A 23,732-nucleotide genomic window follows, 5' to 3' on the forward strand; every position below is an offset into this window, starting at 1 on the left:
AGTGGGTATGACTGCTTCTGTATCAGTTGTTGATAAAAAAGCATTTGTTCGATGGTTTTTAAAAAATTATCAATTGAAACGTCGTGAGTGTGTTTGGATTTTAAATTACTTACTTAGCAATGATGACTTATTAAAGCGAATCCGATTCGTGGAAGAAGCTCACTATTGTCCGAGAGCAATGGTGATGTCAACAGTTGATTCAACAGGTGTTCCTTTTCGTTTCTATAAAGGCAATGTAATGACAGCAGACGCTGAAAAGTCTTTCCATGATTTACGCTTACACGAGCAAGAAGATATGTATATACAGTTGAATTTTCCAAATATACCACCAAGTGCACAATACTTAGCAGTTCTAGAAGAAAACCCTTATATGCCAGAGACACTGTTAGTTAGTGAAAAAGATCGTTTACTGGCAGAAGAACTGCTTTCCAATAGCTTACTCGTATTCCAAGAAGAAAAATTACTTGCACAAATTGATGAAGCCCTCGATCAGGGAGATGAAGAACGTTTTTATGAATTGTCTAATTTGTTACAAGCATTAAAGGAAACGGCTAATTTACCTTAGGTATAGGTAAAAATTGAATGTCCTTTACCCACTTCAATATGGTAACATTACTAGTGAATGAATGATTGTTTTCACTTTTAATTGGGTATCCTATTTGAAGAGTGGAAAAGGGCATTTTTTATTATGCGACAAAGGAGGTTTGTTGAATGTACTTTAATGCAAACGATGTGACATCGTTTTTGGGACAGAAGGATTTCATCGATACTGCGATAGTTCCGCTCATATCCATCGATTTGGCTCCTGAGAAAATGAAACAAAGTGGTGCTGAGGTAGATTTTCTAATGTCTTTAACTTCTTTCATAGAACAACAGTTTAAAGGCCGTTTACTAGTCATGCCACCTTTTTCTTATATGACTTCTTTAAAAAACGAAGAATTACCGAAGCAATTTGAAACACAATTACATAATGCTGGCTTTAAGCATGTGTTCTTCATTACTTGTGACCACTCTTGGACAAATATTGGAGATATAGTAAATATTATTTGGTTACCAGCAATTCCGTTAGAAAGTATGGATGCAGGTGTGAAAAAATCCATTCTCGAAGATCAATTACGACAAGTGGTTCCGATGCTTTCGACCAAATGGGCACAGATTTAACAATTAGTTTCAATAAATGTTCACATTCTCCAGCTTTCCACAGAATGCTATATTGACCAAGCTATGGACTTGATATATCATATATATGTCCTAGTATTACTATTTGTAAAAGTATGTCCGTTGGACTGACCTTTAAGTTAGAGGGGGGAAAATAATGAGTAATAATCGAGTTTCACGTCGTCAATTTCTAAGTTATACTCTTACTGGTGTAGGTGGATTTATGGCGGCAGGTATGCTAATGCCAATGCTTCGCTTTGCAATTGATCCTGTGCTACAAAAGCATGAGGGTGGAGATTTTGTAAAAACAGAGCATAAAATCGCTGACTTGACTGAGGAGCCTGTAAAAGTTGACTTTTCATATGAACAAGTGGATGCATGGTACAAATCACAGGTTACAGATGTAGCTTGGGTTTATAAAAGTGGCGATCAAATCATTGCCCTTTCACCTGTTTGTAAGCATTTAGGATGTATGGTTGACTGGAATGGAGATTCTGCACACCCAGGTCAATTCTTCTGTCCATGTCACGCAGGACGTTATGAGAAAAACGGGAAAAACATTGCAGGTACACCGCCTCTAGGTCCGTTGGATGAATTTGAAGTACAAGAACAAGATGGCTATTTAATGATTGGTCCAGCTAAAGCAAATACTCTAGTTAAATAAGTAAGGGGGTACGACAACAGTGCTAAATAAAATTTATGATTGGGTCGATGAACGCCTAGATATTACACCTATTTGGCGTGATATTGCCGACCACGAAGTGCCAGAGCACGTTAACCCTGCACATCATTTTTCAGCATTCGTTTACTGCTTCGGTGGATTAACATTCTTCATCACAGTAATTCAAATTCTTTCTGGTATGTTCCTAACAATGTATTATGTACCAGACGTTGTGAATGCCTGGAAATCAGTTTATTATTTACAAAACGAAGTAGCGTTTGGTGAAATCGTGCGCGGTATGCACCACTGGGGAGCTTCATTAGTTATCGTAATGATGTTCTTACATACACTTCGTGTATTCTTCACAGGTTCTTATAAGAAACCTCGTGAGTTAAACTGGATGGTTGGTGTAGGTATTTTTGGTGTAATGATGGGTCTTGGCTTTACAGGATACCTATTACCATGGGATATGAAAGCATTATTCGCTACTAAAGTAGGTATCGAAATTGCAGCATCTGTACCGTTTATCGGTTCGATGATTAAAGTATTATTAGCGGGTGACACTACAATTCTTGGTGCTCAAACGTTAACTCGATTCTTTGCGATTCATGTATTCTTCTTGCCTGCAGTATTGTTTGGGTTACTTGCAGCACACTTTATCATGATTCGTCGTCAAGGAATTTCAGGACCGTTGTAATTGTCTTGACGGTTCGATGATCTTTAAAAGGAGGGGACACTATGCATCGCGGAAAAGGAATGAAATTTGTCGGCGATTCTCGTATTAAAGCGAATCACAGAATGCCGAATGTTCCAAAGGATTATTCCGAATATCCAGGTAAGACGGAAGCTTTCTGGCCGAACTTCTTACTGAAGGAATGGATGGTAGGTGCTGTATTTTTAATTGGATACTTATTATTAACTGTCGCTCACCCGTCACCACTTGAAGGGCCGGCAGATCCAACTAGAGCATATACACCGCTACCGGACTGGTACTTCTTATTCATGTATCAACTTTTAAAATACTCATTTGCTTCTGGTCCATACAATGTAATTGGAGCAATTGTAATTCCAGGTCTTGCATTTGGAGCGCTATTATTAATGCCATTTTTAGACAAGGGTCCAGAACGTCGTCCATCTAAACGTCCATTACCGACAGCGTTTATGTTATTAACTCTAGCTGCTATGTTCTACCTAACTTGGGAGTCAGTTGTTAACCACGACTGGGAAGCTCAAAAAGCTATGGGTGCAATCGTAGAAACAGTTGAATTCGATAAAGAATCAGAAGGTTATAAACTATACGCTGGTTCAGCATGTATTACATGTCACGGTGAAGGATTAGAAGGTGGAGCAGGTGCACCATCTCTAATGAACACTGGATTAACAGCTGATGAAATTAAGGACATTGCTCATAATGGTCGTGGTAACATGCCACCAGGATTATGGACAGGTTCAGATGAAGATCTTCAGAAACTTGCTGAATTTATCGAAAGTTTAAAAGCTGAGTAATAGTAAAAGAGTCAGGAAACTGGCTCTTTTTTTTCGACCTTGTTATAATATTGGGACTGAAAGCTAGGCGAAAAGGTTCCCTTGTCCTAAGCAATTTAGCGAAAAATGTCGAAAAATAGATAAAAGCGAATGAATTTAATCCATTAGCACATATTGATGTTGTGGAAATAATTTCACTTGGAAATAAAAATCTTCCCTATACATAACAAAGAAATATTAGTAAAGCGCAAGGAGTTGAATTTATGCAAATAACACGGGCAAATCTTTGGTATCTTCTAAACCATAAGTCATTCTTAATAGCGCTGCTTATTATTAATCTATTAGGCACAATTTATGGCTATTATTGGTATGGATGGCAGCTTGCTATGACTAAGCCTATTTTTTATATTTTTGTTCCTGATAGCCCGACAGCCAGCTTATTCTTTTGCTTTGTGTTAATGGCTTGGATTATGGGGAAAAGATGGCCGCTAATGGAAGTATTAGCGCTTGTAACATTAGTGAAATATGGTTTGTGGGCTGATGTCATGAATATTTGGACATTAGTTGAAACAGGATCGATCGGTTGGCAAGGTTGGATGCTAGTAGGCTCACATTTTGCAATGGCAGTTCAAGCTATATTATATATGAAGAAATATGTATTCACTTATTGGCATGTAGTGATAGCAGCTGTCTGGACGCTCCATAATGATGTCATTGACTATGTGTTTGGACAGATGCCTATGTATGGGGATTTAGTCAAGTACACAAGCTATATTGGCTACTTTACATTTTGGTTATCAATTGCATGTATTCTCCTTGCGATTTTCTCAATTAGGTGGCGCAAATATTTGCCGAATTAGGGTATAAATTATAGAATTATAGTATCGAGGTAGAAAGGGGTTAGAATATTGTCAACAAGCATGTATATTGTTTATTTTATTATTATTATGCTGCTGCCACTTTATGCACAAATGAAAGTAAAAGGCACGTATAATAAATTTGCGAAACAACGTACAATGAAAGGCCAAACAGGTGCAGAGGTAGCGCGTGCGATTTTAGATGCGAACGGCTTATATGATGTACGAGTTGTGCCAACACAAGGTGTGTTGTCTGATCATTACAATCCGGCAACCAAAACAGTTGCTTTATCAGAAAGTAACTTTTATGAAGCGAGTGTTGCAGGTGCTGCGGTAGCTGCCCATGAGGTAGGTCACGCCATCCAACATAAAGAAGCTTATTCTATGCTTACATTACGTAGTAAGCTAGTGCCCGTGGCAAATATTTCTTCGAATGCGTCTTGGATTTTCGTAATGATTGGTATTTTTGCAAGTAGTACGAATTTCTTGCTTTTAGGTATCATATTATTAGCAGCAGGTGTTGTTTTCCAATTAGTGACACTTCCAGTGGAGTTTGATGCTTCAAAGCGAGCATTAGTTCAAATGAATTCACTTGGCATTATTACAAATGAAGAAGAACGACCAGCACGAAAAGTATTGAGTGCTGCAGCATTAACATATGTAGCAGCCGCAGCAGTAGCTGTACTAGAGTTATTACGTTTAATTTTAATTTTTACGAATATGCGTAGCGATGACTAAAAAAAACTTGTTATGGTGGTACACCACTATAACAAGTTTTTTATCTTCAAACACTTAATGAAGCGGTTGTTTTTGATCATCCAGAGTGAAGCCTTCTCCTGCTACATCACGTACTTCTATAATAGAAACGAAAGCGTGCGGATCCACTTCATGAACAATGGATTTTAGGCGTACAACTTCGTTCCGACCGATCACACAATAAATAACTTCCTTAGGCTGTTTAGTAAAGTGTCCATGACCTTCTAATATAGTGATCCCACGCTCCATTCGTAGGGCGATTGTTTCCGCAATAACACCTGACTTCTCGGATATAATGAGAGCACCACGCGCTGCATAGGCACCTTCCTGTACAAAGTCAATAACACGAGCGCCAACAAATACAGCGACTAATGTGTACATCATAGAACGCGCATCTAAGAATGTAAGCCATGAAAGGATGATGACAATGGCGTCGAAGACAAACATCGTTTTACCCATACTCCAGCCAAAATATTTATGCCCAAGTCGTGCCAAAATATCGACGCCGCCGGTAGTGCCACCAAACCGGAAGACAATTCCTAGGCCAAGACCGACGAATATACCCGCGAACAGAGCAACGAGTAACATGTCATCTTCTAAATGAATGGTAAACTGATATTTCTGGAAAATCTTTAGAAAAAGAGAAACAGATAAAGTGCCAACAAGCGTATAGACAAAAGATTTCTTTCCGAGTAATCGATAACCAATTATAAACATGGGAATATTTAATAATAGGTTCATTAAGGCGGGGTCCCATCCTAATGTAAAGTATAGTATGAGTGTAATTCCACTTAGTCCACCTTCACCTAGCTGATTTTGAATGTTGAAGTGAACAAAGCCGAAGCTAAAAATGGCTGCTCCGAGCATTATTGCGATAATATTACGTATTTTAATCTGTTTTAACATTTGACCTCCTGTAGTTCCAAACAAATGAAGTAGTGATATCTATTATCTGACATTTTATTGGTTTTGACAACAACGGTGTAAATTATATAGGATGGTAAATAGGAGTGTGATTTAAATGACCGATCAACTAACTATGCAAGCATTACAACAACGTGTTGATAATTATATAGGACAATTTAAAGAAGGATATTTCCCACCATTTGAACTGCTAGCTCGTTTAACAGAGGAATTAGGAGAGCTATCTCGCGAGGTTCAGGATGTATATGGACAAAAAAAGAAAAAGAATACAGAGGAAATAAACAGTATTGAAGAAGAGCTTGGTGACTTTTTCTTTGTTTTAATATGCTTTGCCAATGCTCAGGGCATTAAATTAGATGAAGCTCTATTAAGAGTCATACATAAATTTGAAACAAGGGATAAGGATCGTTGGACGAGAAAGGATGAAGAATGATGTCGATTCGTGTAGCTATTGCAGGAGCAAGAGGAAAAATGGGGGCTGAGGCTGTACATACGGTCATGAAACATGACAAAATGGAATTAGTAGCTGTACTAGATTATAAGGAAGTAGGAAGAACATTAGCTGATTTAGACATGTTCCCAGCGAGCTATACAGTACCTGTATTTACGGAAATGCATGATCTTGTAGAAGCAACTTCTCCAGACGTGTTAGTGGATTTAACGAACCCACATGCTGTATATAATCATACTAAAGAAGCATTGAATTTAAATGTACGACCTGTAATTGGTACAACAGGATTTACTGATGCACAACTAGAAGAATTATCAACCATTGCTAAAGAAAAAGAGTTGGGCTGCATTATTGCACCAAACTTTGCGATTGGCGCTATCCTGATGATGAAATTTGCGAAAGAAGCGGCCAAATACTTACCAGATGTAGAAATTATTGAAATGCATCATGATCAAAAACTGGATGCACCATCTGGAACAGCAGTGAAAACGGCTCAATTAATTCAAGAGGTACGTACGCAAAAGACTCAGGGGCATCCAGAAGAAAAAGAAACCATAGAAGGTGCAAGAGGTGGAGATTTTGATGGCATGCGCATTCACTCTGTTCGCTTACCTGGTTTAGTGGCACACCAGCAAGTATTATTTGGTGGAGATGGGCAGCTTTTAACGATTCGCCATGATTCATTGAATCGAAATTCTTTTATGTCAGGCATTGCCTTTTGTGTAGAAGAGGTTATGAAAATGGATCAGCTTGTTTATGGTTTAGAAAACATCATCTAAAGATTGGGATGGAAGCTATATGAAAATCGCATTGATTGCACATGATCGTAAAAAAGATAATTTAGTACAGTTTGCTATTGCTTACAAAGAAATTTTGCTTGAACATTCACTTTATGCTACCGGTACAACAGGACAGCGTGTCATTGAAGCCACTAGTTTAGAGGTAACACGTTTTCGCTCAGGCCCACTTGGTGGCGACCAACAAATTGGCGCAATGATTGCCAACAATGATATGGATATGGTTATTTTTTTCCGTGATCCATTAACAGCACAACCACATGAGCCAGATGTTTCTGCACTTATCCGTCTTTGTGATGTTTACCAAGTGCCGCTGGCGACAAATATGGGGACAGCAGAAATATTATTAAAGGGCCTACAAGAAGGCTTTGTGGATTGGAGACTGATACAAGAAAGACGTAACTAATAAAAGACGTGATTTAGAAAGGATGATCATCGAATGAAAAAGCTAAAAATCGGCATTACCTGTTATCCAACAGTTGGAGGCTCTGGTGTAATAGCAACAGAATTAGGCAAAATGCTTGCAGAAAGAGGACATGAAATTCATTTCATTACCTCAAGCGTACCATTTCGATTGAATAAAATTTATCCAACCGTCTTTTTCCATGAAGTCGAAGTTAATAATTATTCAGTGTTTCAATATTCACCATACGATATTGCATTAGCGAGTAAAATGGCAGACGTCATCAAGGATGAAGAGTTGGATGTGTTGCATGTGCATTACGCAATCCCACATGCAGTATGTGCTGTGTTAGCACGTGAAATGAGTGGGCGAGATATTGGCATCGTTACAACACTTCATGGCACAGATATATCGGTGCTTGGGCAGGATTCTACGCTTTCACAGGCCATTAAGTATGGGATTGATAAATCTGATATTGTGACGACCGTGTCACACGCATTAAAAGAACAAACTTATGAATTAATTGATACAGTTAAGCCCATTGAAACAATTTATAACTTTGTGGATGAACGTGAGTACTTCCCTCGTAATTCAGGAAACCTAAAAGAGCAATTTGGTATTCAAGAAGATGAAAAAGTCCTCATCCATGTCTCTAACTTCCGTAAAATCAAGAATCTTCCGCATATCATTGATGCCTTTATGAAAATCCGTACTAATGTGAAGGCGAAACTCTTATTAGTCGGTGATGGGCCAGAAAAGCATCGTGTAATGGACCAAGTAAAGGAAAGTCCATATATGAAGGATGTTCTATTTTTAGGGAAGCAAGAAAATTTAGCTGAACTATATGCAATTAGTGACCTAAAGCTGTTACTTTCTCAGCAGGAATCGTTTGGATTGGTTTTATTAGAGGCAATGGCTTGTGGAGTGCCTTGTATTGGAACAAATGTAGGAGGTATCCCGGAAGTCATTGAACATGGCGTGGACGGTTTTATTGTGGAATTAGGAGATACGGAAGCCGTTGCTGAATATGCTGTTCAGTTATTACAAGATGAGGAAAAATTACTGCGTTTCAGAGAAGCGGCCATTCATTCAGTCAGTGACAAATTCCACTCGTCCAAAATTGTAGAACAATACGAAAATCTGTACGAGAAGGTTGCGGAAAGAAATCATGCAAAACAATAAAGAATGGCAAACAGCCTATTCAGTAATAGAACAATTAGAACAAGCGGGCTTTGAGGCGGTTATTGTTGGCGGAGCTGTTAGAGATGCTTTACTGAATCGTCCTGCACATGATGTCGATGTAGCGACAAATGCGTTGCCTGAAGAGGTAAAAACAGTTTTTCAACGGACAGTTGATATTGGAATTCAGCATGGGACGGTACTTGTTATCGTACCTGCTGGGCCAGTTGAAGTAACTACTTATCGTACAGATGGGGAATATACAGACCATCGAAGACCAGATAAAGTGCAATTCGTTCGCTCTCTACAAGACGATTTACAACGCCGTGATTTTACAATGAATGCCATCGCTATGCGACGTGATGGCTCTTTTGTTGATTATTATGGTGGTCGCCAAGATATTGATCTTCGTATTATTCGAGCTGTTGGAGATGCTAAAAAACGCTTTGCTGAGGACGCCTTGCGTATGTTACGAGCAATCCGTTTTTCAGCGCAGCTTGATTTCACAATAGCGGAAGATACATTGATGGCGATACAAAATAGAGCGGCCGATATCGCTTTTATTGCGAAAGAGCGAATCAAGGCAGAGCTAGATAAGCTATGGCTAGGAACGACTGTTTTTAGTGGCCTACAAAAATTAGAGGAAAGTGGCTTGGCAGCGTATTTACAAGGAAGTTTTCAGGCTGAGCGCTGGTATGAATTTCAGACTGAGGACAAGCATGTAGGCTGGGCCTATTTTGCACTACTTCAAGGAGCAAACTGGCGCGAGATTTTGCGGGATTATCGATTGTCCAACAAAGAAATGGCGTTTGTTAAATCTGTTTTGACAGCATATGAAGCGTTAAAAAGTGGCTGGACAAACTCCCATTATTTTACCTACGAAAAACAGGAGCTGGAAGCAGCGATATATTTTGCAAAACTGCTCCAAGCGGACGTTTGTTTACCAAGCGAGCCTATTCGTATATTGCAGGACAAGCTGCCGATTCGACAAAAGCAAGAAGTTGCAGTGAATGGGGCGGATTTACTTAAATGGTCTGGCAAAAAAGGAGGCCCTTGGGTAAAAGAAGTACTAGAGGACATACTGGAAGCAATACTTCATAATGAGCTAGCAAATGATCGACAGCAAATAAAAAACTGGCTTGATCACAACTATTTCCATGAAACATGAGTATATATACCTTACAACAAGCCATCTCAGGAAAGTGTGGGACGGCTTGTTTTTTATATCACTGATGGTCATTTCAGTTGATTTACAGTATGATTAAATTTAGTTACATAAAAAGCAGAGTTTACAAAAGGATTGATGTGAACATGACAATGTCCATGAAAGATGAAATTTTAAAAAGAATACTAGCTGCCAATGGAGAAGCGGTTTCAGGTCAAGAATTAGCGGATTCTCTTGGCGTCTCAAGGACCGCTGTCTGGAAACATATGCAGACGTTACAAGAAGAGGGCTACACATTTGAAACAATAAAGAAAAAAGGATATGTATTAACGGGTGTACCAAATAGTTTAAGTCCCACTCAAATTGAACTTTTTTTAAAAACAGAGCATTTCGGAAGAGAAATTCATTATTTCGATGTCGTAGATTCAACCCAAACGATTGCCCATAAGCTGGCACAGGAAGGCGCACCACATGGCACAGTCATTATTGGTGAAGAGCAAACAGCAGGACGCGGTCGGATGGCTCGTCCATGGGAATCAGTTCATGGTAGTGGTATTTGGATGACCGTTATCGTTCGACCGGATGTCACACCTCAACAGGCATCCTCTTTTACGCTTGTTGTAGCAGTCGCTGTCACTATGGCCATTAAAACACTATATAGCGATATTGAGCCAGCTATTAAATGGCCAAATGATCTATTAATTAATGGTAAAAAATGTACAGGTATTTTGACGGAAATGCAGGCGGAGGCAGATCTGGTACAGGCATTGCTAGTTGGCATTGGAATAAATGCTAACCAGGAGGCGGCTGATTTTTCACCGGAAATTGCAGATATTGCTACTTCCCTACGATTAGAAGCAGGAGAAGAAATTAATCGTGCGGCACTTGTAGCCTTAATTTTACAGTATCTAGAGCAATTTACAGAGCTATATATCGAAGAAGGCTTTGTTAGTATGAAAATTCTATGGGAACAGCTGTCTTGTACAATTGGTCAACGTATTGAGGTAACGACAATACGAGAGCGCTTTGAAGGAATTGCTAGTGGAATTACAGATGATGGGGTGCTACAGCTTACACAAGATGATGGATTGGTCCGCACCATTTATGCAGGAGATATCAAAATACTATAAAAAAGAAGCTGCAAGGTGCGTACCTGCAGCTTTTTTGATGACTTCAATTATTATTATTGGAGTGAAACATTGACATCACCATGCGATAAAGAAACATTTAGCTGGTCATCACTTTTATAAAGCTGAGTGATTGTGCCACTTTCTTCTGTGCCATTAACCGTTATATCGCCAAAACTTGTTTTTACTTCATAACCAAGATCACTTTGTTTATTTTGTAAGTGAAGCGTTGCATCTCCAAAGCTAGATGTAATAGTTGATGTCCCATTTAAAGTTCCAGCAATATGAATATCACCATGCTCACTTTCGATGTTTACACCATTACTAGAATATTGCTTGAAAGTTAAATCACCAAAGTCTTGTGTAATCTCTGTGTTTTCTCCAGTTATGTTGTTGAAGGTAATATCTCCGTAATTTTGCATCAGATTCAGCTGTTGATAATGCAAACTACGAAGGGTTGTATCGCCAAAATCACTATCTATTACAATCGTCTTGAGGTTAGTATTTGCTGGAACATAGATTTTGATAGAGGGAGAAGAAAAGCTAGAGAAGCCAAATTCAAACCCATTTTTTTTCTTAGCCTTTGTTTCTACCTGTAAAGTTCCATTTTCAATACGATATGAGACGTCTTGTTGTTCGAGTACATTCGTTTCTAGTTTATATTGGTCTTCAGTGGCGACAACGGTAATATCCCCATAATCATTCGCTATATTTATACTAGTAAACTTATCTAGGTTATACGATTCACTAACTAGTTTATTGCTTCCTGGCACGTGAATGCCATCCTCATCTTTGATAATGAACCATCGACCGCCTGAAAAATAGCCGACCAATGCTAGTAAAATACCTAACGCAATTATGGTCATGGCAATAAGGGAATTTTTAGAAGCCATTTACAAGCCCCCTTTCCTTGTTTTCGTTATTTTGTGGAACAATCTGCCCAATGTTTCTACAGAGAGAAGGACGGTTTTCTTAATAAAACGGGCAACAAATGGAAAGAGTAAGACACTCAACCCTGTAATGATTAAGCCAATACCCATAAATAATAAGGCGGTTGGCCAATGCTCTGTTAAAATAAAGATGCCTGAAATAAGGGCTGCAATTCCCCCAATAAAAATACTTAAAATACCTGCTCCAATCGCAAAAATCAAACTAATAATGACAGCACCAAATGATAATATAAGGGCGATAGCTGTTGCAAGAAGTGGTAAAGAAAGTGGTGCAGAAAGTATAGCAAGAATAATAAGCCATAAAGCTGTCATATTCTTTTTGGTTGATTTCTCTGAAGTGTTTTCTAAATCCTTTAAGGCAAAATCAGCCAATATTTGTGAGGCAACATGAGAAGGGGAGCCTAGTTCTGAAATAACCTGTTGCTCATTATTCTCTCCTGCTTCATCAAAGTATTCTTCATAATAGGCAAGAGCAGCGTCCAGCTCTTGCGCAGGAAGGCGCCGTAATTTCCCTCGTAGCTTTTTCAAATAACTAGCTCTATCCATCTATATTCCCTCCTAAAAGTACACAATCAACCTTTTCCTTATAGACACGCCATTCTTTTAAAAGCTCCAATAAGCGTATACGGCCATGCTCTGTAATTTGATAATAGCGTCTATTTCTACCTTGATAGGGCTGATCGTAGGTAGTTAAGTAATCTGCTTTTTGTAAGCGACGTAATACGGGGTACAATGTAGACTCTGAAATATCCATGACTGATTGTACTTGCTGCGTTAAGGAATAGCCATAAGCATCCTCTTTGTCAACAATGGCCAATACACAAGCATCCAGTAAAGCTGAGCCAAGCTGAAATGTCATCTTTCCACCTCACATTCATTACTTATACTTCATTTTATATTATATGCCATATAGTATGTGGATAGTATATGACGTATAGCATTGATTGTCAAATTTTATAAATAAATGTTTTTACTATTAGAAAATAACATTTGAAGATTACAAGTTTTATTGTTATAGTATGTGCTGAAGGGCAGTATCCATTGTGAACGGCACCTTCAAAACGTAAGATCACATACTAACAAATATCTGCCTTGATCTTTATGACAGGGACGGAAGAAAACAATGCGTTCAAAAAGTAGCTTACTTTCTAAGTGAAGCTAGTACCTCTTGCTGAGTTATGCAGGGGCTTTTTGCTAACGAACGAATCACAACCCTTCTGTCCATTTTGGAACCGAGGGGTTTTTCTGTTTTCTTCCCTTAAAAAGGAGGACTACAAAATGAGAACGACAACAGATTTTTTAAAGATGAAAGCGGCAGGCGAGAAAATTGTGATGGTGACTGCCTATGATTATCCAGCCGCTACATTTGCAGAGGCTGCTAATGTAGACATGATTCTTGTAGGGGATTCACTTGGAATGGTTGTCCTTGGCTATGATTCTACAATGCCAGTGACGGTAGCAGATATGATTCATCATGCGAAAGCAACGCGACGTGGTGCAAAGGACACTTTTGTTGTAGTGGATATGCCATTTGGTTCCTATCATGGTGATGTCAATGAAACATTGAAAACAGCCATTTATATGATGCAAGAAACAGGTGCTGACGCTTTAAAAGTGGAAGGGGCTGGTGATGTCATTCCGGTCATTCGAAAGCTAACAGCTGCAGGAATTCCAGTGGTTGCTCATTTAGGCTTGCTGCCACAATCAGCAGGAGTACTTGGTGGCTATAAGGTGCAGGGGAAAACGGCAGAACAGGCAACGCAGTTGATTGAGGATGCCAAGCAGTGTGAAGAGGCTGGTGCATGTGCGGTCGTTTTAGAATGTATCCCACATCAGCTAACAGAAATGATGTCTGCTAGTCTTGTTATTCCAACAATAGGTATTGGAGCGGGAGTCGAAGCAGATGGCCAAGTGTTAGTTTATCATGACATGCTAAGCTATGGGTCACACCATGTGCCAAAGTTTGTTCAACAATTTGCGGATATGGGGAAAGAGGCAAGTGAAGGAATGGTTCGCTATGTGGAAGCAGTCAAAGCGGGTACTTTCCCAGCTCAAAAGCATTTCTTCACAATGAAAGAGGATGCTCTCGACCAGCTATATGGGGGCGTCAAATCATGAAAGTCATCACAACGATACAAGCATTAACAGCTGAAATTCAGGCAGCAAAACAAGCCCATAAAACTATTGGCCTTGTTCCAACTATGGGCTATTTACATGAAGGCCATTTAACATTGGCTCAAACAGCACGTGCAGAAAATGATTTAGTTGTTATGAGTATATTCGTTAACCCCACTCAATTTGGGCCAAATGAAGATTTTGAAAGTTACCCACGGGATTTGCCAAGAGATATTGCGTTGGCAGAGTCTGTCGGTGTTGATCTTATCTTCGCTCCAAGTGTAGAAGAAATGTATCCACAGGATGGCGGAATTCGTATCCATGCTGGTGAACAGGCTATGATTCTTTGTGGCGCCAGTCGTCCAGGTCATTTTAATGGTGTGTTACAGGTTGTAGCTAAACTATTCCACCTTACGCTTCCAACAAGAGCCTATTTCGGCCAAAAAGATGCCCAGCAAGTGGCCATTATTACAACAATGGTACGTGATTTTAATTTTCCGTTAGAAATGCGTGTTGTACCAATCGTTCGTGAGGAAGATGGGCTAGCGAAGTCTTCTCGCAACATTTATCTAAGCGAATCGGAAAGAGAAGAGGCTCCTGCCATACATGAAGCACTACAATTGGCTCAGGATAGCTTTTTAGCGACTGGAGAGGTTGGGCACGCATTAGCAAAGGCCAAAGCCCATATTCAGGCACGAACTCATGGCCGAATTGACTATATCGAATTATTAGCCTACCCAGATTTGATACCAGTGACTGAAACGACACAACAAGTATTGTTGGCAGCTGCTGTGTATATTGGGCAGACTCGCTTAATTGATAATAGTATCTTTACTGTGAAAGAGGGACTATAAATATGTTACGAATGATGATGAATAGTAAAATCCACCGTGCAACAGTGACGCAGGCGGATTTAAATTATGTGGGCTCTATAACAATCGATAAGGATATTTTAGATGCAGTCGGTATGCTGCCAAACGAAAAGGTACATGTTGTTAATAATAATAATGGCGCTCGTTTTGAAACGTATATTATTGCAGGTGAGCGTGGTTCAGGTGTAATTTGTGTGAATGGAGCGGCCGCAAGACTCGTACAGCGTGGCGATATTGTCATTATAATTTCCTATGCGTATGTGGATAATGATGAGGCAAAGAATCATAAACCGACTGTGGCCATTATGGGAGCAGGTAATACGATTAAAGAAATGATTTCCTATGAACCCGAAGCAACAGTGATGTAAGACAAGAGAATGGTCCAGAATCAACAATGAGGAAAGTTGCTGGAAATTGAATTAAATAGGAGGATGGCAAGGCTCAATTAGTGTAGCCGAATAGCCATCCTCCTTTTTTATGTGGTTAAAACTACTACAAAAGTACTGGTAAAATTTTGTTTTTCTAACTATTAAACTAGTTTGTGAAATTAAAATTTTACAAATGTTCTAGTATTTTATGAGATATTTATGTAGAATTTAGTTGTTAGTACATCATTTTACTAGTGGAGGTATCATTTGTAATGGAAAATAAACGTAACAAATTTTTAACAGCTACTGCAGCAGCATTGGCTATCACAGCGGTAGCAGCAGCACCAGCATCAGCAGCTAGTCCATTTTCGGATGTAAAGGAAAGTCATGCAGATTATAAGGGCATTTCGACACTTTATGCGGCAGGTATTATTAGTGGATTCCCAGATGGTACATTCAAACCTGATACAAATGTCACACGTGGGCAAGCTGCAAAAATGATTGCAGGCGCATTAAAGCTAGACACGAAAGAAGTTGTAAATCCAAACTTTAAGGATATTGATACAGCTAATACGTATTACGGTCCAATCGCTGCATTAGTAGGATTAAAAGTTGTTTCAGGCTATGGAGACAACACATTCCGTCCAAACCAAACGATTACACATGGTGATTTGGCAAAAATCTTATCATCTATTCCTAACTTACCAGAATTAGAAGGTGCTAAAAATCACGAAGCTAGTAAAAGCGTAACACGTGGACAACTAGCAACATTGATTGCAGAAGCTCTCACAAAATTAAACACAGAAACGCCTGAAAAACCGGAAGATGCATTTACATTATCAGTTCTACATGTGAATGATACACATGCTCGCGCAAATGAATTACCGAAACTAGCAACTGCTGTAAAAGAGCAACGTGAAACAAAGAAAAATGTTTTAACATTACATGCTGGCGATGCATTTAGCGGTACTTTATACTTCAACGAATTCCATGGTCAAGCAGATTTAGCGCTATTAAATGAAATTGGCTTTGATGCTATGGTATTTGGTAACCATGAATTTGATTTAGGTTCATCGCCTGAAGGACATCAAGCACTTGCAGACTTTGTTAAAGGTGCTAAATTCCCATTTGTGGGTGCCAATACAGATTTCTCAGCGGATGATAAATTTACAGGCTTATTTACAGATTTAGTTTCAAGTGAGCCTGAAAACGGTAAAATCTATTCAGGTATTGTAAAAGAAATTGATGGAGAAAAAGTCGGTATTTTCGGTTTAACAACAGAAGAAACTTTGGATATTGCTTCTCCAGGTAAAGTGAAATTTACTAACTATATTGAAGAAGCGAAAAAGGCAGTAGCTGCATTTGAGGGTATGGGCGTTAATAAAATTATCGCTTTAACACATATTGGTTACAATGATAATCCAAATGTAGATAATGATATTTTACTAGCTAAAAACGTACCAGGAATCGATATAATTGTAGGTGGACATGACCATACAAAATTAGACGAGCCATTTGTTGTAGATACAAATACTGTAGGCGAAGCAAAAGATGCAACATTAATCGTACAAGCTAATGAATATGTAAAATATTTAGGAACATTGGATGTAACATTTGATGGCAAAGGTGTTGTCACTAAGTATGGTGGCGAATTAATCGACCTTGGTAAAGTTGCTGAAGATGCAGCATTAGTAAAATTACTAGCGCCATATAAAGCAAAAATTGATGAAGTCAACAACAAAGAAATCGGTGTGAAAATTACTCAGGAGTTAGCAAATCCACGTGCAACTGAAACAAACTTAGAAAGTGTACGTAGCAATGAAACAGCTCTAGGTAATATCATTACAGATGGTATGTTGGCAAAAGCGCAAAAATATACAGATAAAACAGTTGTCATGGCACTACAAAACGGTGGTGGTATTCGTGCAGCGATCCCAGCTGGCAATATAACTGTTGGACAAGTGATTACAGTATTACCATTCGGTAACACATTAGCATTAATGGATGCTACAGGAGCTGAGCTTAAAGCAGCATTTGAAGTTTCCTTGAAAAATGCACCAAAAGAAAATGGTGGTTTCCTACACATTGGTGGAGCGAAATTACAATATGATTCATCAAAAGAAGCAGGCTCACGTGTTGTTTCAATCGAATATTTAGATAAAGCAACTGGTAAGTATGTTGCACTAGAAGATGGTAAAACATATACAGTGGCAACAAATGCCTTCACTGCTAAAGGTGGAGACGGCTTTGATATGTTTGCTAAAGCATATGAAGAAGGTCGTGTAACAGATTTAGGCTTATCTGATTGGGAAAACCTACAAGAGCAATTACTATCATTAAAAGAAGTGAAAACAACAGCAGAAGGTCGTATTGTTGATGTTGCTAAAAAGCAATAATACCTTCAAAAGAATAGCTTACAAACGACATTCGCTTTAAAGTATGTCACATCGCTATTTCCGCAACCTTAAGGATAACCCTGAGGTTGCGGTTTTTTTATTGTACGGCAGCAAAAGGGATTGAATATTAGACGGCATATAGGGGAGAAAGGATGCCGCTGAACCAAATATATGATAAAATTCTTCTTATCTAATGTGAACTGTGAGTTGAGATGTATGATGGAAAGTCAAAAATATGCCATTGTGGATTTGGAGACAACGGGTCATTCACCAGCAAATGGGGACCGGATGATTCAAATTGCCATTGTTATTATGAAGGATTGGGAAATTGAGCATACCTATACGAAATTTATTAACCCGGGAAAAGCCATTCCATCGTTCATTCAAGATTTAACGCATATAACAAATGAGGATGTTAAGGATTCATACCCTTTTGAAGAACATGCGGATTACATATATGAGCTACTGGCTGATTGTGTATTTGTAGCCCATAATGCGGATTTTGACTTATCATTTTTACAAGCGGAATTTAAACGGGCTGGCCTTCCAAAATGGCAAGGTAAAAAAATGGATACAGTAGAGCTGGCAAAAATTTTGTTTCCGATGTCACTCGGCTTTAAGCTAGGTGACTTGGCAGCAGAATTAAATATAGAGTTGGCCAATGCACATCGAGCGGACGACGATGCTCGTGCTACTGCTGAGCTGTTCAAATGTTGTTGGAAAGAGCTTTTAAATCTTCCTCAATTAACATTAGAACAAATGCATAAGCGTTCATTTCGCTTAAAATCGAATATTTCTCAGCTTTTTTTCGAGGCCTTACAAATAAAACGTCAACATAAAACAAGCAATGAGAATGTGCATTATTACCGGAATTTTGCGATTTGTAATGGTCGTAATAAACATGACCATGCATCAGAGACAATTGATTATCCGCAAACGGTGGCTGATAAAACGGCATTAATGACAAAGGCCCTCCCGAATTTTGAGGAACGTCCAGCTCAATTCAAGATGATGGATACGATTTGGCAAGCTCTACATGAGCAAAAGGAATGTGTAATTGAAGCCTCTACGGGAATTGGCAAAACGGCGGGATATTTACTGCCAGCCATCGTATATGCTCGTACTGTCCATAAAAAAATCGCCATCAGTACCTATACATCCTATCTGCAAGAACAGCTTGTAGAGGAGGAGCTACCAAAGATAGAAAAAATCTTGGGAACAAAAGTAAATATTTGTGTACTCAAGGGGATGCAGCATTATATTGATCTAGATCGTTTTGAACAATCCATGGCATATGCGGACGAATCCTATGATGATACGTTTTCTATTTTACAGATTCTCGTTTGGCTGACGAAAACAGAGACCGGTGTGTTAAGTGAGCTGAATGTTTCAGGTGGGGGACAACTGTTCTTAGAGAAAATCCGCAAAATACCAAATGACAAACCATCTAAAGGCTTTGATTTCTATGAACAAGCGCTAAAGAACAGCGCATTTGCTGACTGTATCGTGACAAATCATGCTATGGTGTTAAGTGATTTAGTTCGTCAAACACCGATATTTACACAAATAGATGGCTGGGTCATTGATGAGGCACATCAATTTATACAGGCTGCGATGCAACAGGATGAAATAGTCTTCTCCTATACGCAATGGAAATATATTTTTGGTCAAATTGGCACAATGGAAGACACAGCACTTTATCAACTTTTTTGTGAAGCGGCGAAGAAGAAACAACGTGTGTCCATGCAAAGCTTACAGCGACTGGATGCTCAATTTATACGGTTACAGCGTGCATTTGATGAGACCATTCAACGAGCTGCACAAAGCATGCAACAACAGATGAAAGGCAAGCGAGCTAGTAGTAAGTGTACCTTATTTATAGAGGATGTAACGCTTGCCAAAGAGTCATTTTTACAAGTAAGTAAATTAACGCAGCAATGGCTTGATCTTGCGACTGAAGCAGCTCAAGCATTTGAAAATAATATTGAGCAATTAGATAAAAATGATAGGTATATTTTATCCGAATGGCATTATTGGATTCGAGAAGTGAAAATTAAAATTGCAGAGTGGGAAGACATTTTCCTGTCATCGCATGATGGAAGTTCGGTTTGGCTAGAATTCGATGTTCGAAGTGTTCCTGGCAGTTTACATGTTTTTAAGAAGCCAGCCAATGTCACACCGATTATTGAACAAGTGCTAGCACCTCTTCGTAAGCAAGCGAGCATTGTATGGACATCAGGTACATTAACGGTACCAGGCAATGAGCGTTTTGTTACACGACAATTAGGAATTTCTGATAGCGTTGAAGTGATAAAACTACAGGCACCGCCAGCCTATTACGCAGGTGCAAAGGCATTTATTGTCACGGATATGCCAGACATTCAGCATGTCAGCCAAGAAGAATATATTGAGGCAGTTGCTCATGCGATTACGAGGACTGTTAGAATGACGGAAGGTCGTTGCTTTGTGCTCTTTACAGCTCAGGATATGCTGCGGAAAACAGTCGAGCTCATTCAAGATAGTGAACTTTTAGATGATTATATGCTTTTTGCGCAAGGTGTTACAGGTGGTAGCCGTATGCGCATTCTGAAATCATTTCAAAAATTTAGCCACGCTGTTCTTTTTGGAACAAACAGTTTCTGGGAGGGTGTCGATGTTCCTGGAGATGCTCTTGCCTCTGTTATCGTTGTACGGCTGCCATTCTCTTCACCAGAAGAGCCTGTCTTTAAGGCGAGAGCTAAGCATCTTACCGCACAAGGACGCAATTCCTTCACAGAGTTGTCATTGCCCGAGGCTATTATGCGCTTTAAGCAGGGCTTTGGTCGCTTAATTCGTTCCTCTCAGGATAAAGGCGCATTTATCGTCCTAGACCGTCGAATAACTAGCAAATCCTATGGGAAAGAATTTATTAAAGCATTACCGCCAATCGATGTAAAGAAATTGCAGCTACCCGAATTATTAAAAGAACTGAATCATTGGCAAAAATAGAAATTACCCCTTTTAGCATGAGCTAAAAGGGGTTTTTAAGTGGTTACCAATAGATTTATAACTGTTGGTTGTTATGTTCCTCATCAAAAAGATTGGCATTTCGAACAATCTTAGTAATATAGCTCATAACGATTTTTGTTGCTTGTTGGGCATCATAGCTTTTTCGATTATTTAAAAGGTTAGTAAACATACCTTGCCAAATTAAGAGGGTGATTTCATTAATGGCATCCACATTACCCTCAGTTAAATAGCCTTCTTTTAAAGCGATCTCTAACATAGAACGCCCCCGTTTTGTCAGGCTGTGCTGAAACAGTATAGTCTTTAAATCTTCAGGAATATTAATTAAATCATTAGGATAAAAGTTGTAATAATTTTCCAATAGTTTTTCTGGTGTTTCCCCTAAATCCATAATAAAGACGGCATGAAAAATTTGTGGCTGTTTGAAGGAGTACTGGCAAAAACATTCCCAAGCTAATAAATATTTATCAATAGGGTCCTTGCCTCTTTCTATGTAACGAGCAACTTCGTTCGTATAATCTTGCATGCATCTCATCGATGCAAAAAAGAGGAGATGAGAGATTTCTGAAAAATAATTGTAAATGGTTGCACTGTTATAACCAGCCTTATCGGCAACCTTTCTAATCGTGACATTTTCCATTCCTTCTTCTTCAATAATTTCCGCTGTGGCGTCTACAAAGTATTTCCACATACGACTCCTTTGTATTTCCTTTTTTTTCAAAGTAATAGCCCCCCCGACGTACAATGGTCATGTAAAATTATTAGTTTAATTCATATATTTATCATTTTATAAGCTAATTTAACCTTATTATAGCATAACAATTTTTACTTCCATCTCCCATTATAGCATTAGCTTTTAGCATTTTCAGTGTTGTACATTGGATTTTCAGATGATATACTAATCACAATTATTTTATAATCATGATTACTAAATAATTAAGATTCGAAATAATTAGACGAAGTGGATGCAAGGACAAAAAGTTCAAACACAAGGGGAGGATTTATTCAATGAGTAAAAAAATTGTGACACAATTTGAGTGTACATATGAAACGATTGAAAACACATGGATTGAATTAGCAGACGGCACAAAGCTTTCTAGTCGAATTTGGTTACCGACCGTGGCGGCAGGACAAAAAGTACCGGCTATTCTGGAGTATATTCCTTATCGCAAAACAGATGGAACGAGAGCGAGAGATGAGCCTATGCACGGGTATTTTGCTGGACATGGCTATGCTGTTGTACGAGTAGATATGCGAGGTTCTGGTGAGTCAGATGGCTTATTAAAAGATGAGTATTTAAAGCAAGAGCAGGATGATGCGCTTGAAGTCATTGAATGGATCGCTAATCAAAGCTGGTGTGATGGCAATATAGGGATGATGGGGAAATCATGGGGCGGATTTAATTCTCTGCAAGTAGCTGCTCGCAGACCAAAGGCATTAAAGGCGATTATTACAGTAGGCTTCACGGATGATCGCTATAACAATGACATTCACTATAAGGGTGGTTGTTTATTAAATGATAACTTCTGGTGGGGCGCTATTATGTTAGCGTATCAACTCCGTCCAATTGATCCTCATATTGTTGGGGATTGCTGGCGTGAGAAATGGATGGAGCGCTTAGAAAATATGCCTTTATGGATGGCGCAGTGGATGGAGCATCAAACAAGAGATGACTACTGGAAGCATGGTTCAGTTTGTGAGAATTACGATGACATTGAAATCCCTGTTTTTGCACTAGATGGTTGGGAAGATTCCTATACGAACACAGTCTTAAGTTTAATGGAAGGGCTTTCTGTTCCTAGAAAAGGCATTATTGGCCCATGGGCACATGTTTACCCACATGATGGAGTTCCTGGTCCAGCAATGGGCTTTTTACAAGAGGCTGTGAAATGGTGGGATCATTGGTTAAAAGGAATTGACAATGATGTAATGGATGGACCAATGGTGAATGTTTGGGTTGAAGAAAGCATGGAACCATCTGTTAAGAAACCAGTTAGCCATGGCTATTGGGTTGGACTGGAATCATGGCCAACAGCAGAAGAGGTACAAACGAAGGCGTATCAACTGACACATGGAAAATTAGTAGAGCAACGTAGTGATCAACAAGAACAGGTGCAATTAAAAACACCACAAAATCACGGTCTATTATCGGGAGAATGGATGGGTGCTGGAGTACTTGGCGAAAGTTCAGCAGATCAACGAGTTGATGATGGGATGGCTATGGTTTTTGAAACGGACATGCTAGAGAATCCACTAGAGATTGTGGGTTATCCGAAGTTTGAAGTGGAATTAATGAGTGATAAACAACATGCAATGCTATTTGCGCAGTTGTCAGACGTAGCACCAAATGGAGCTGTTACTCGTGTATCCTATGGGGTGATGAATTTAACACATTTGAATGGTCATGACCATGTAGAACTGTTAACTCCTGGTGAAAAAGTGAAAGCCTTTGTGCAATTAGATTGCTGCGGACATCAATTTAAAGCAGGGCACCGTTTACGCTTATCATTAGCCACAACATTTTGGCCTATGTTTTGGCCGATGCCAGAAGATGCTACATTAACATTAAATCTTGAAACAGCTACTTTCACATTGCCAACCTACCATGGACATCAAATAGCTGGACCCAATATGAATCCTGAAAGTGCACCATTAACACCTATCACAACACTCCAAGAAGGAAGAGTGGATCGTTCTATTTCATACGATATTTTAACAGATACATGGACATGTATTACAGATGGGGTTGGAGGCGTTTTTGGTGAAGGGATATATCGCTTTGATGACATTGATGTCACGGTAGAACATAATTTGAAGCGGGAATTAACCTTAACGAATGCTGATCCATTGTCAGCTCAGTATACAATCTATCAAAAAATGAAAATAGGTCGTGAGGGTTGGTGGATTGATGCCGATATTACGGTTACTAAAACATCTACTCTAGAGAACTTCCAAATTGTTGGGGAAATGGCGATCAAAGAAAATGACAAACAGGTCTTCCATAAGGAATGGGATCAAAAAATTAAACGTCATGGCTTGTAAATAACATATAAGGGGTAAAT

General features: G+C 39.1%; 24 protein-coding genes. 19 read left to right on the forward strand and 5 right to left on the reverse strand.

Features of this window, described 5'->3' with window-relative positions; all coding sequences use genetic code 11:
* Positions 1-7: 7 nt before the first annotated feature.
* The 7 genes from PI85_RS06460 to PI85_RS06490 all read left to right on the forward strand — a co-directional run bounded on the left by PI85_RS06460 (position 8) and on the right by PI85_RS06490 (position 4,899).
* Positions 8-565, forward strand: a complete 558-nt coding sequence (locus PI85_RS06460; RefSeq protein WP_008181956.1) for a ReoY family proteolytic degradation factor — start codon at positions 8-10, stop codon at positions 563-565.
* Between the two features lie 146 nt (positions 566-711).
* Positions 712-1,161: a DUF2487 family protein gene (locus PI85_RS06465; protein WP_036124597.1), complete on the forward strand. Its 450-nt coding sequence runs from the start codon at positions 712-714 to the stop codon at positions 1,159-1,161.
* Positions 1,162-1,315: 154 nt separating this feature from the next.
* A complete protein-coding gene (locus PI85_RS06470) occupies positions 1,316-1,822 on the forward strand; it encodes a ubiquinol-cytochrome c reductase iron-sulfur subunit (RefSeq protein ID WP_025114703.1) in 507 nt (168 codons plus the stop codon).
* 19 nt (positions 1,823-1,841) lie between these two features.
* Positions 1,842-2,516 (forward strand): menaquinol-cytochrome c reductase cytochrome b subunit, encoded by a 675-nt coding sequence (qcrB, locus tag PI85_RS06475; RefSeq protein ID WP_008181573.1) that lies wholly within the window; start codon positions 1,842-1,844, stop codon positions 2,514-2,516.
* Between the two features lie 41 nt (positions 2,517-2,557).
* Positions 2,558-3,325, forward strand: coding sequence for a menaquinol-cytochrome c reductase cytochrome b/c subunit (locus tag PI85_RS06480; protein WP_004232669.1), 768 nt, complete (start codon positions 2,558-2,560; stop codon positions 3,323-3,325).
* Between the two features lie 242 nt (positions 3,326-3,567).
* On the forward strand, positions 3,568-4,164 hold the full coding sequence (locus PI85_RS06485; RefSeq protein ID WP_008181568.1) for a DUF1405 domain-containing protein: 597 nt from the start codon (positions 3,568-3,570) through the stop codon (positions 4,162-4,164).
* A 60-nt stretch (positions 4,165-4,224) separates the two neighbouring features.
* Positions 4,225-4,899 (forward strand): zinc metallopeptidase, encoded by a 675-nt coding sequence (locus PI85_RS06490; RefSeq protein ID WP_008181566.1) that lies wholly within the window; start codon positions 4,225-4,227, stop codon positions 4,897-4,899.
* A 54-nt stretch (positions 4,900-4,953) separates the two neighbouring features.
* On the opposite strand, the gene PI85_RS06495 is transcribed toward PI85_RS06490, so the two are convergent.
* Complete coding sequence (locus PI85_RS06495; protein WP_008181565.1) at positions 4,954-5,823, reverse strand: YitT family protein; 870 nt, start codon at positions 5,821-5,823, stop codon at positions 4,954-4,956.
* A gap of 115 nt (positions 5,824-5,938) precedes the next feature.
* Between PI85_RS06495 and PI85_RS06500 the strand changes: the two genes are divergently transcribed.
* The 6 genes from PI85_RS06500 to PI85_RS06525 all read left to right on the forward strand — a co-directional run bounded on the left by PI85_RS06500 (position 5,939) and on the right by PI85_RS06525 (position 10,966).
* Complete coding sequence (locus PI85_RS06500) at positions 5,939-6,274, forward strand: nucleotide pyrophosphohydrolase (protein WP_036124599.1); 336 nt, start codon at positions 5,939-5,941, stop codon at positions 6,272-6,274.
* Positions 6,274-7,071: a 4-hydroxy-tetrahydrodipicolinate reductase gene (dapB, locus tag PI85_RS06505; protein WP_036124601.1), complete on the forward strand. Its 798-nt coding sequence runs from the start codon at positions 6,274-6,276 to the stop codon at positions 7,069-7,071. Before PI85_RS06500 ends, dapB begins: the two co-directional genes overlap by 1 nt.
* 19 nt (positions 7,072-7,090) lie before the next feature.
* Complete coding sequence (gene mgsA / locus PI85_RS06510) at positions 7,091-7,495, forward strand: methylglyoxal synthase (protein WP_036124603.1); 405 nt, start codon at positions 7,091-7,093, stop codon at positions 7,493-7,495.
* A gap of 33 nt (positions 7,496-7,528) precedes the next feature.
* On the forward strand, positions 7,529-8,674 hold the full coding sequence (gene bshA / locus PI85_RS06515) for an N-acetyl-alpha-D-glucosaminyl L-malate synthase BshA (protein WP_036124605.1): 1,146 nt from the start codon (positions 7,529-7,531) through the stop codon (positions 8,672-8,674).
* Positions 8,661-9,839 (forward strand): CCA tRNA nucleotidyltransferase, encoded by a 1,179-nt coding sequence (locus PI85_RS06520; RefSeq protein WP_036124607.1) that lies wholly within the window; start codon positions 8,661-8,663, stop codon positions 9,837-9,839. The genes bshA and PI85_RS06520 overlap by 14 nt, the downstream gene beginning before the upstream one ends.
* A gap of 143 nt (positions 9,840-9,982) precedes the next feature.
* Entirely contained in the window at positions 9,983-10,966 is a 984-nt protein-coding gene (locus PI85_RS06525; protein WP_036124609.1) for a biotin--[acetyl-CoA-carboxylase] ligase, read from the forward strand.
* A gap of 53 nt (positions 10,967-11,019) precedes the next feature.
* Here PI85_RS06525 and PI85_RS06530 read toward each other — a convergent pair whose 3' ends face one another.
* Genes PI85_RS06530 through PI85_RS06540 form a run of 3 tightly spaced genes read right to left on the reverse strand, consistent with a single transcriptional unit; the run spans position 11,020 to position 12,772 of the window.
* Positions 11,020-11,856, reverse strand: a complete 837-nt coding sequence (locus PI85_RS06530; protein ID WP_036124611.1) for a DUF4097 family beta strand repeat-containing protein — start codon at positions 11,854-11,856, stop codon at positions 11,020-11,022.
* Positions 11,857-12,459, reverse strand: coding sequence for a DUF1700 domain-containing protein (locus tag PI85_RS06535; RefSeq protein ID WP_036124612.1), 603 nt, complete (start codon positions 12,457-12,459; stop codon positions 11,857-11,859). It abuts the gene before it with no gap.
* The gene (locus PI85_RS06540; RefSeq protein ID WP_008181900.1) at positions 12,452-12,772 is read right to left on the reverse strand and encodes a PadR family transcriptional regulator; all 321 of its coding nucleotides are present in this window, start codon (positions 12,770-12,772) and stop codon (positions 12,452-12,454) included. The genes PI85_RS06535 and PI85_RS06540 overlap by 8 nt, the downstream gene beginning before the upstream one ends.
* Before the next feature lie 419 nt (positions 12,773-13,191).
* On the opposite strand from PI85_RS06540, the gene panB reads away from it, so the two are divergent.
* From panB to dinG, 5 genes are all read left to right on the forward strand, one after another.
* Positions 13,192-14,031 carry a 3-methyl-2-oxobutanoate hydroxymethyltransferase gene (gene panB / locus PI85_RS06545; RefSeq protein WP_036124614.1) on the forward strand — a complete coding sequence of 280 codons (840 nt, stop codon included), beginning with the start codon at positions 13,192-13,194 and terminating at the stop codon, positions 14,029-14,031.
* Positions 14,028-14,882, forward strand: a complete 855-nt coding sequence (gene panC / locus PI85_RS06550) for a pantoate--beta-alanine ligase (RefSeq protein ID WP_036124616.1) — start codon at positions 14,028-14,030, stop codon at positions 14,880-14,882. Before panB ends, panC begins: the two co-directional genes overlap by 4 nt.
* A gap of 2 nt (positions 14,883-14,884) precedes the next feature.
* The gene (gene panD / locus PI85_RS06555) at positions 14,885-15,268 is read left to right on the forward strand and encodes an aspartate 1-decarboxylase (protein WP_036124618.1); all 384 of its coding nucleotides are present in this window, start codon (positions 14,885-14,887) and stop codon (positions 15,266-15,268) included.
* Positions 15,269-15,540: 272 nt separating this feature from the next.
* Positions 15,541-17,664, forward strand: a complete 2,124-nt coding sequence (locus PI85_RS06560; RefSeq protein ID WP_036124619.1) for a 5'-nucleotidase C-terminal domain-containing protein — start codon at positions 15,541-15,543, stop codon at positions 17,662-17,664.
* Between the two features lie 216 nt (positions 17,665-17,880).
* Positions 17,881-20,652: an ATP-dependent DNA helicase DinG gene (gene dinG, locus PI85_RS06565; protein WP_036124621.1), complete on the forward strand. Its 2,772-nt coding sequence runs from the start codon at positions 17,881-17,883 to the stop codon at positions 20,650-20,652.
* A gap of 55 nt (positions 20,653-20,707) precedes the next feature.
* On the opposite strand, the gene PI85_RS06570 is transcribed toward dinG, so the two are convergent.
* Positions 20,708-21,391, reverse strand: a complete 684-nt coding sequence (locus PI85_RS06570; RefSeq protein WP_036124622.1) for a TetR/AcrR family transcriptional regulator — start codon at positions 21,389-21,391, stop codon at positions 20,708-20,710.
* A 287-nt stretch (positions 21,392-21,678) separates the two neighbouring features.
* On the opposite strand from PI85_RS06570, the gene PI85_RS06575 reads away from it, so the two are divergent.
* The gene (locus PI85_RS06575) at positions 21,679-23,712 is read left to right on the forward strand and encodes a CocE/NonD family hydrolase (RefSeq protein WP_036124624.1); all 2,034 of its coding nucleotides are present in this window, start codon (positions 21,679-21,681) and stop codon (positions 23,710-23,712) included.
* Positions 23,713-23,732 lie beyond the last annotated feature (20 nt).

It is taken from the genome of Lysinibacillus sp. A1 (genome assembly GCF_000801965.1).
GTDB lineage: Bacteria > Bacillota > Bacilli > Bacillales_A > Planococcaceae > Lysinibacillus > Lysinibacillus fusiformis.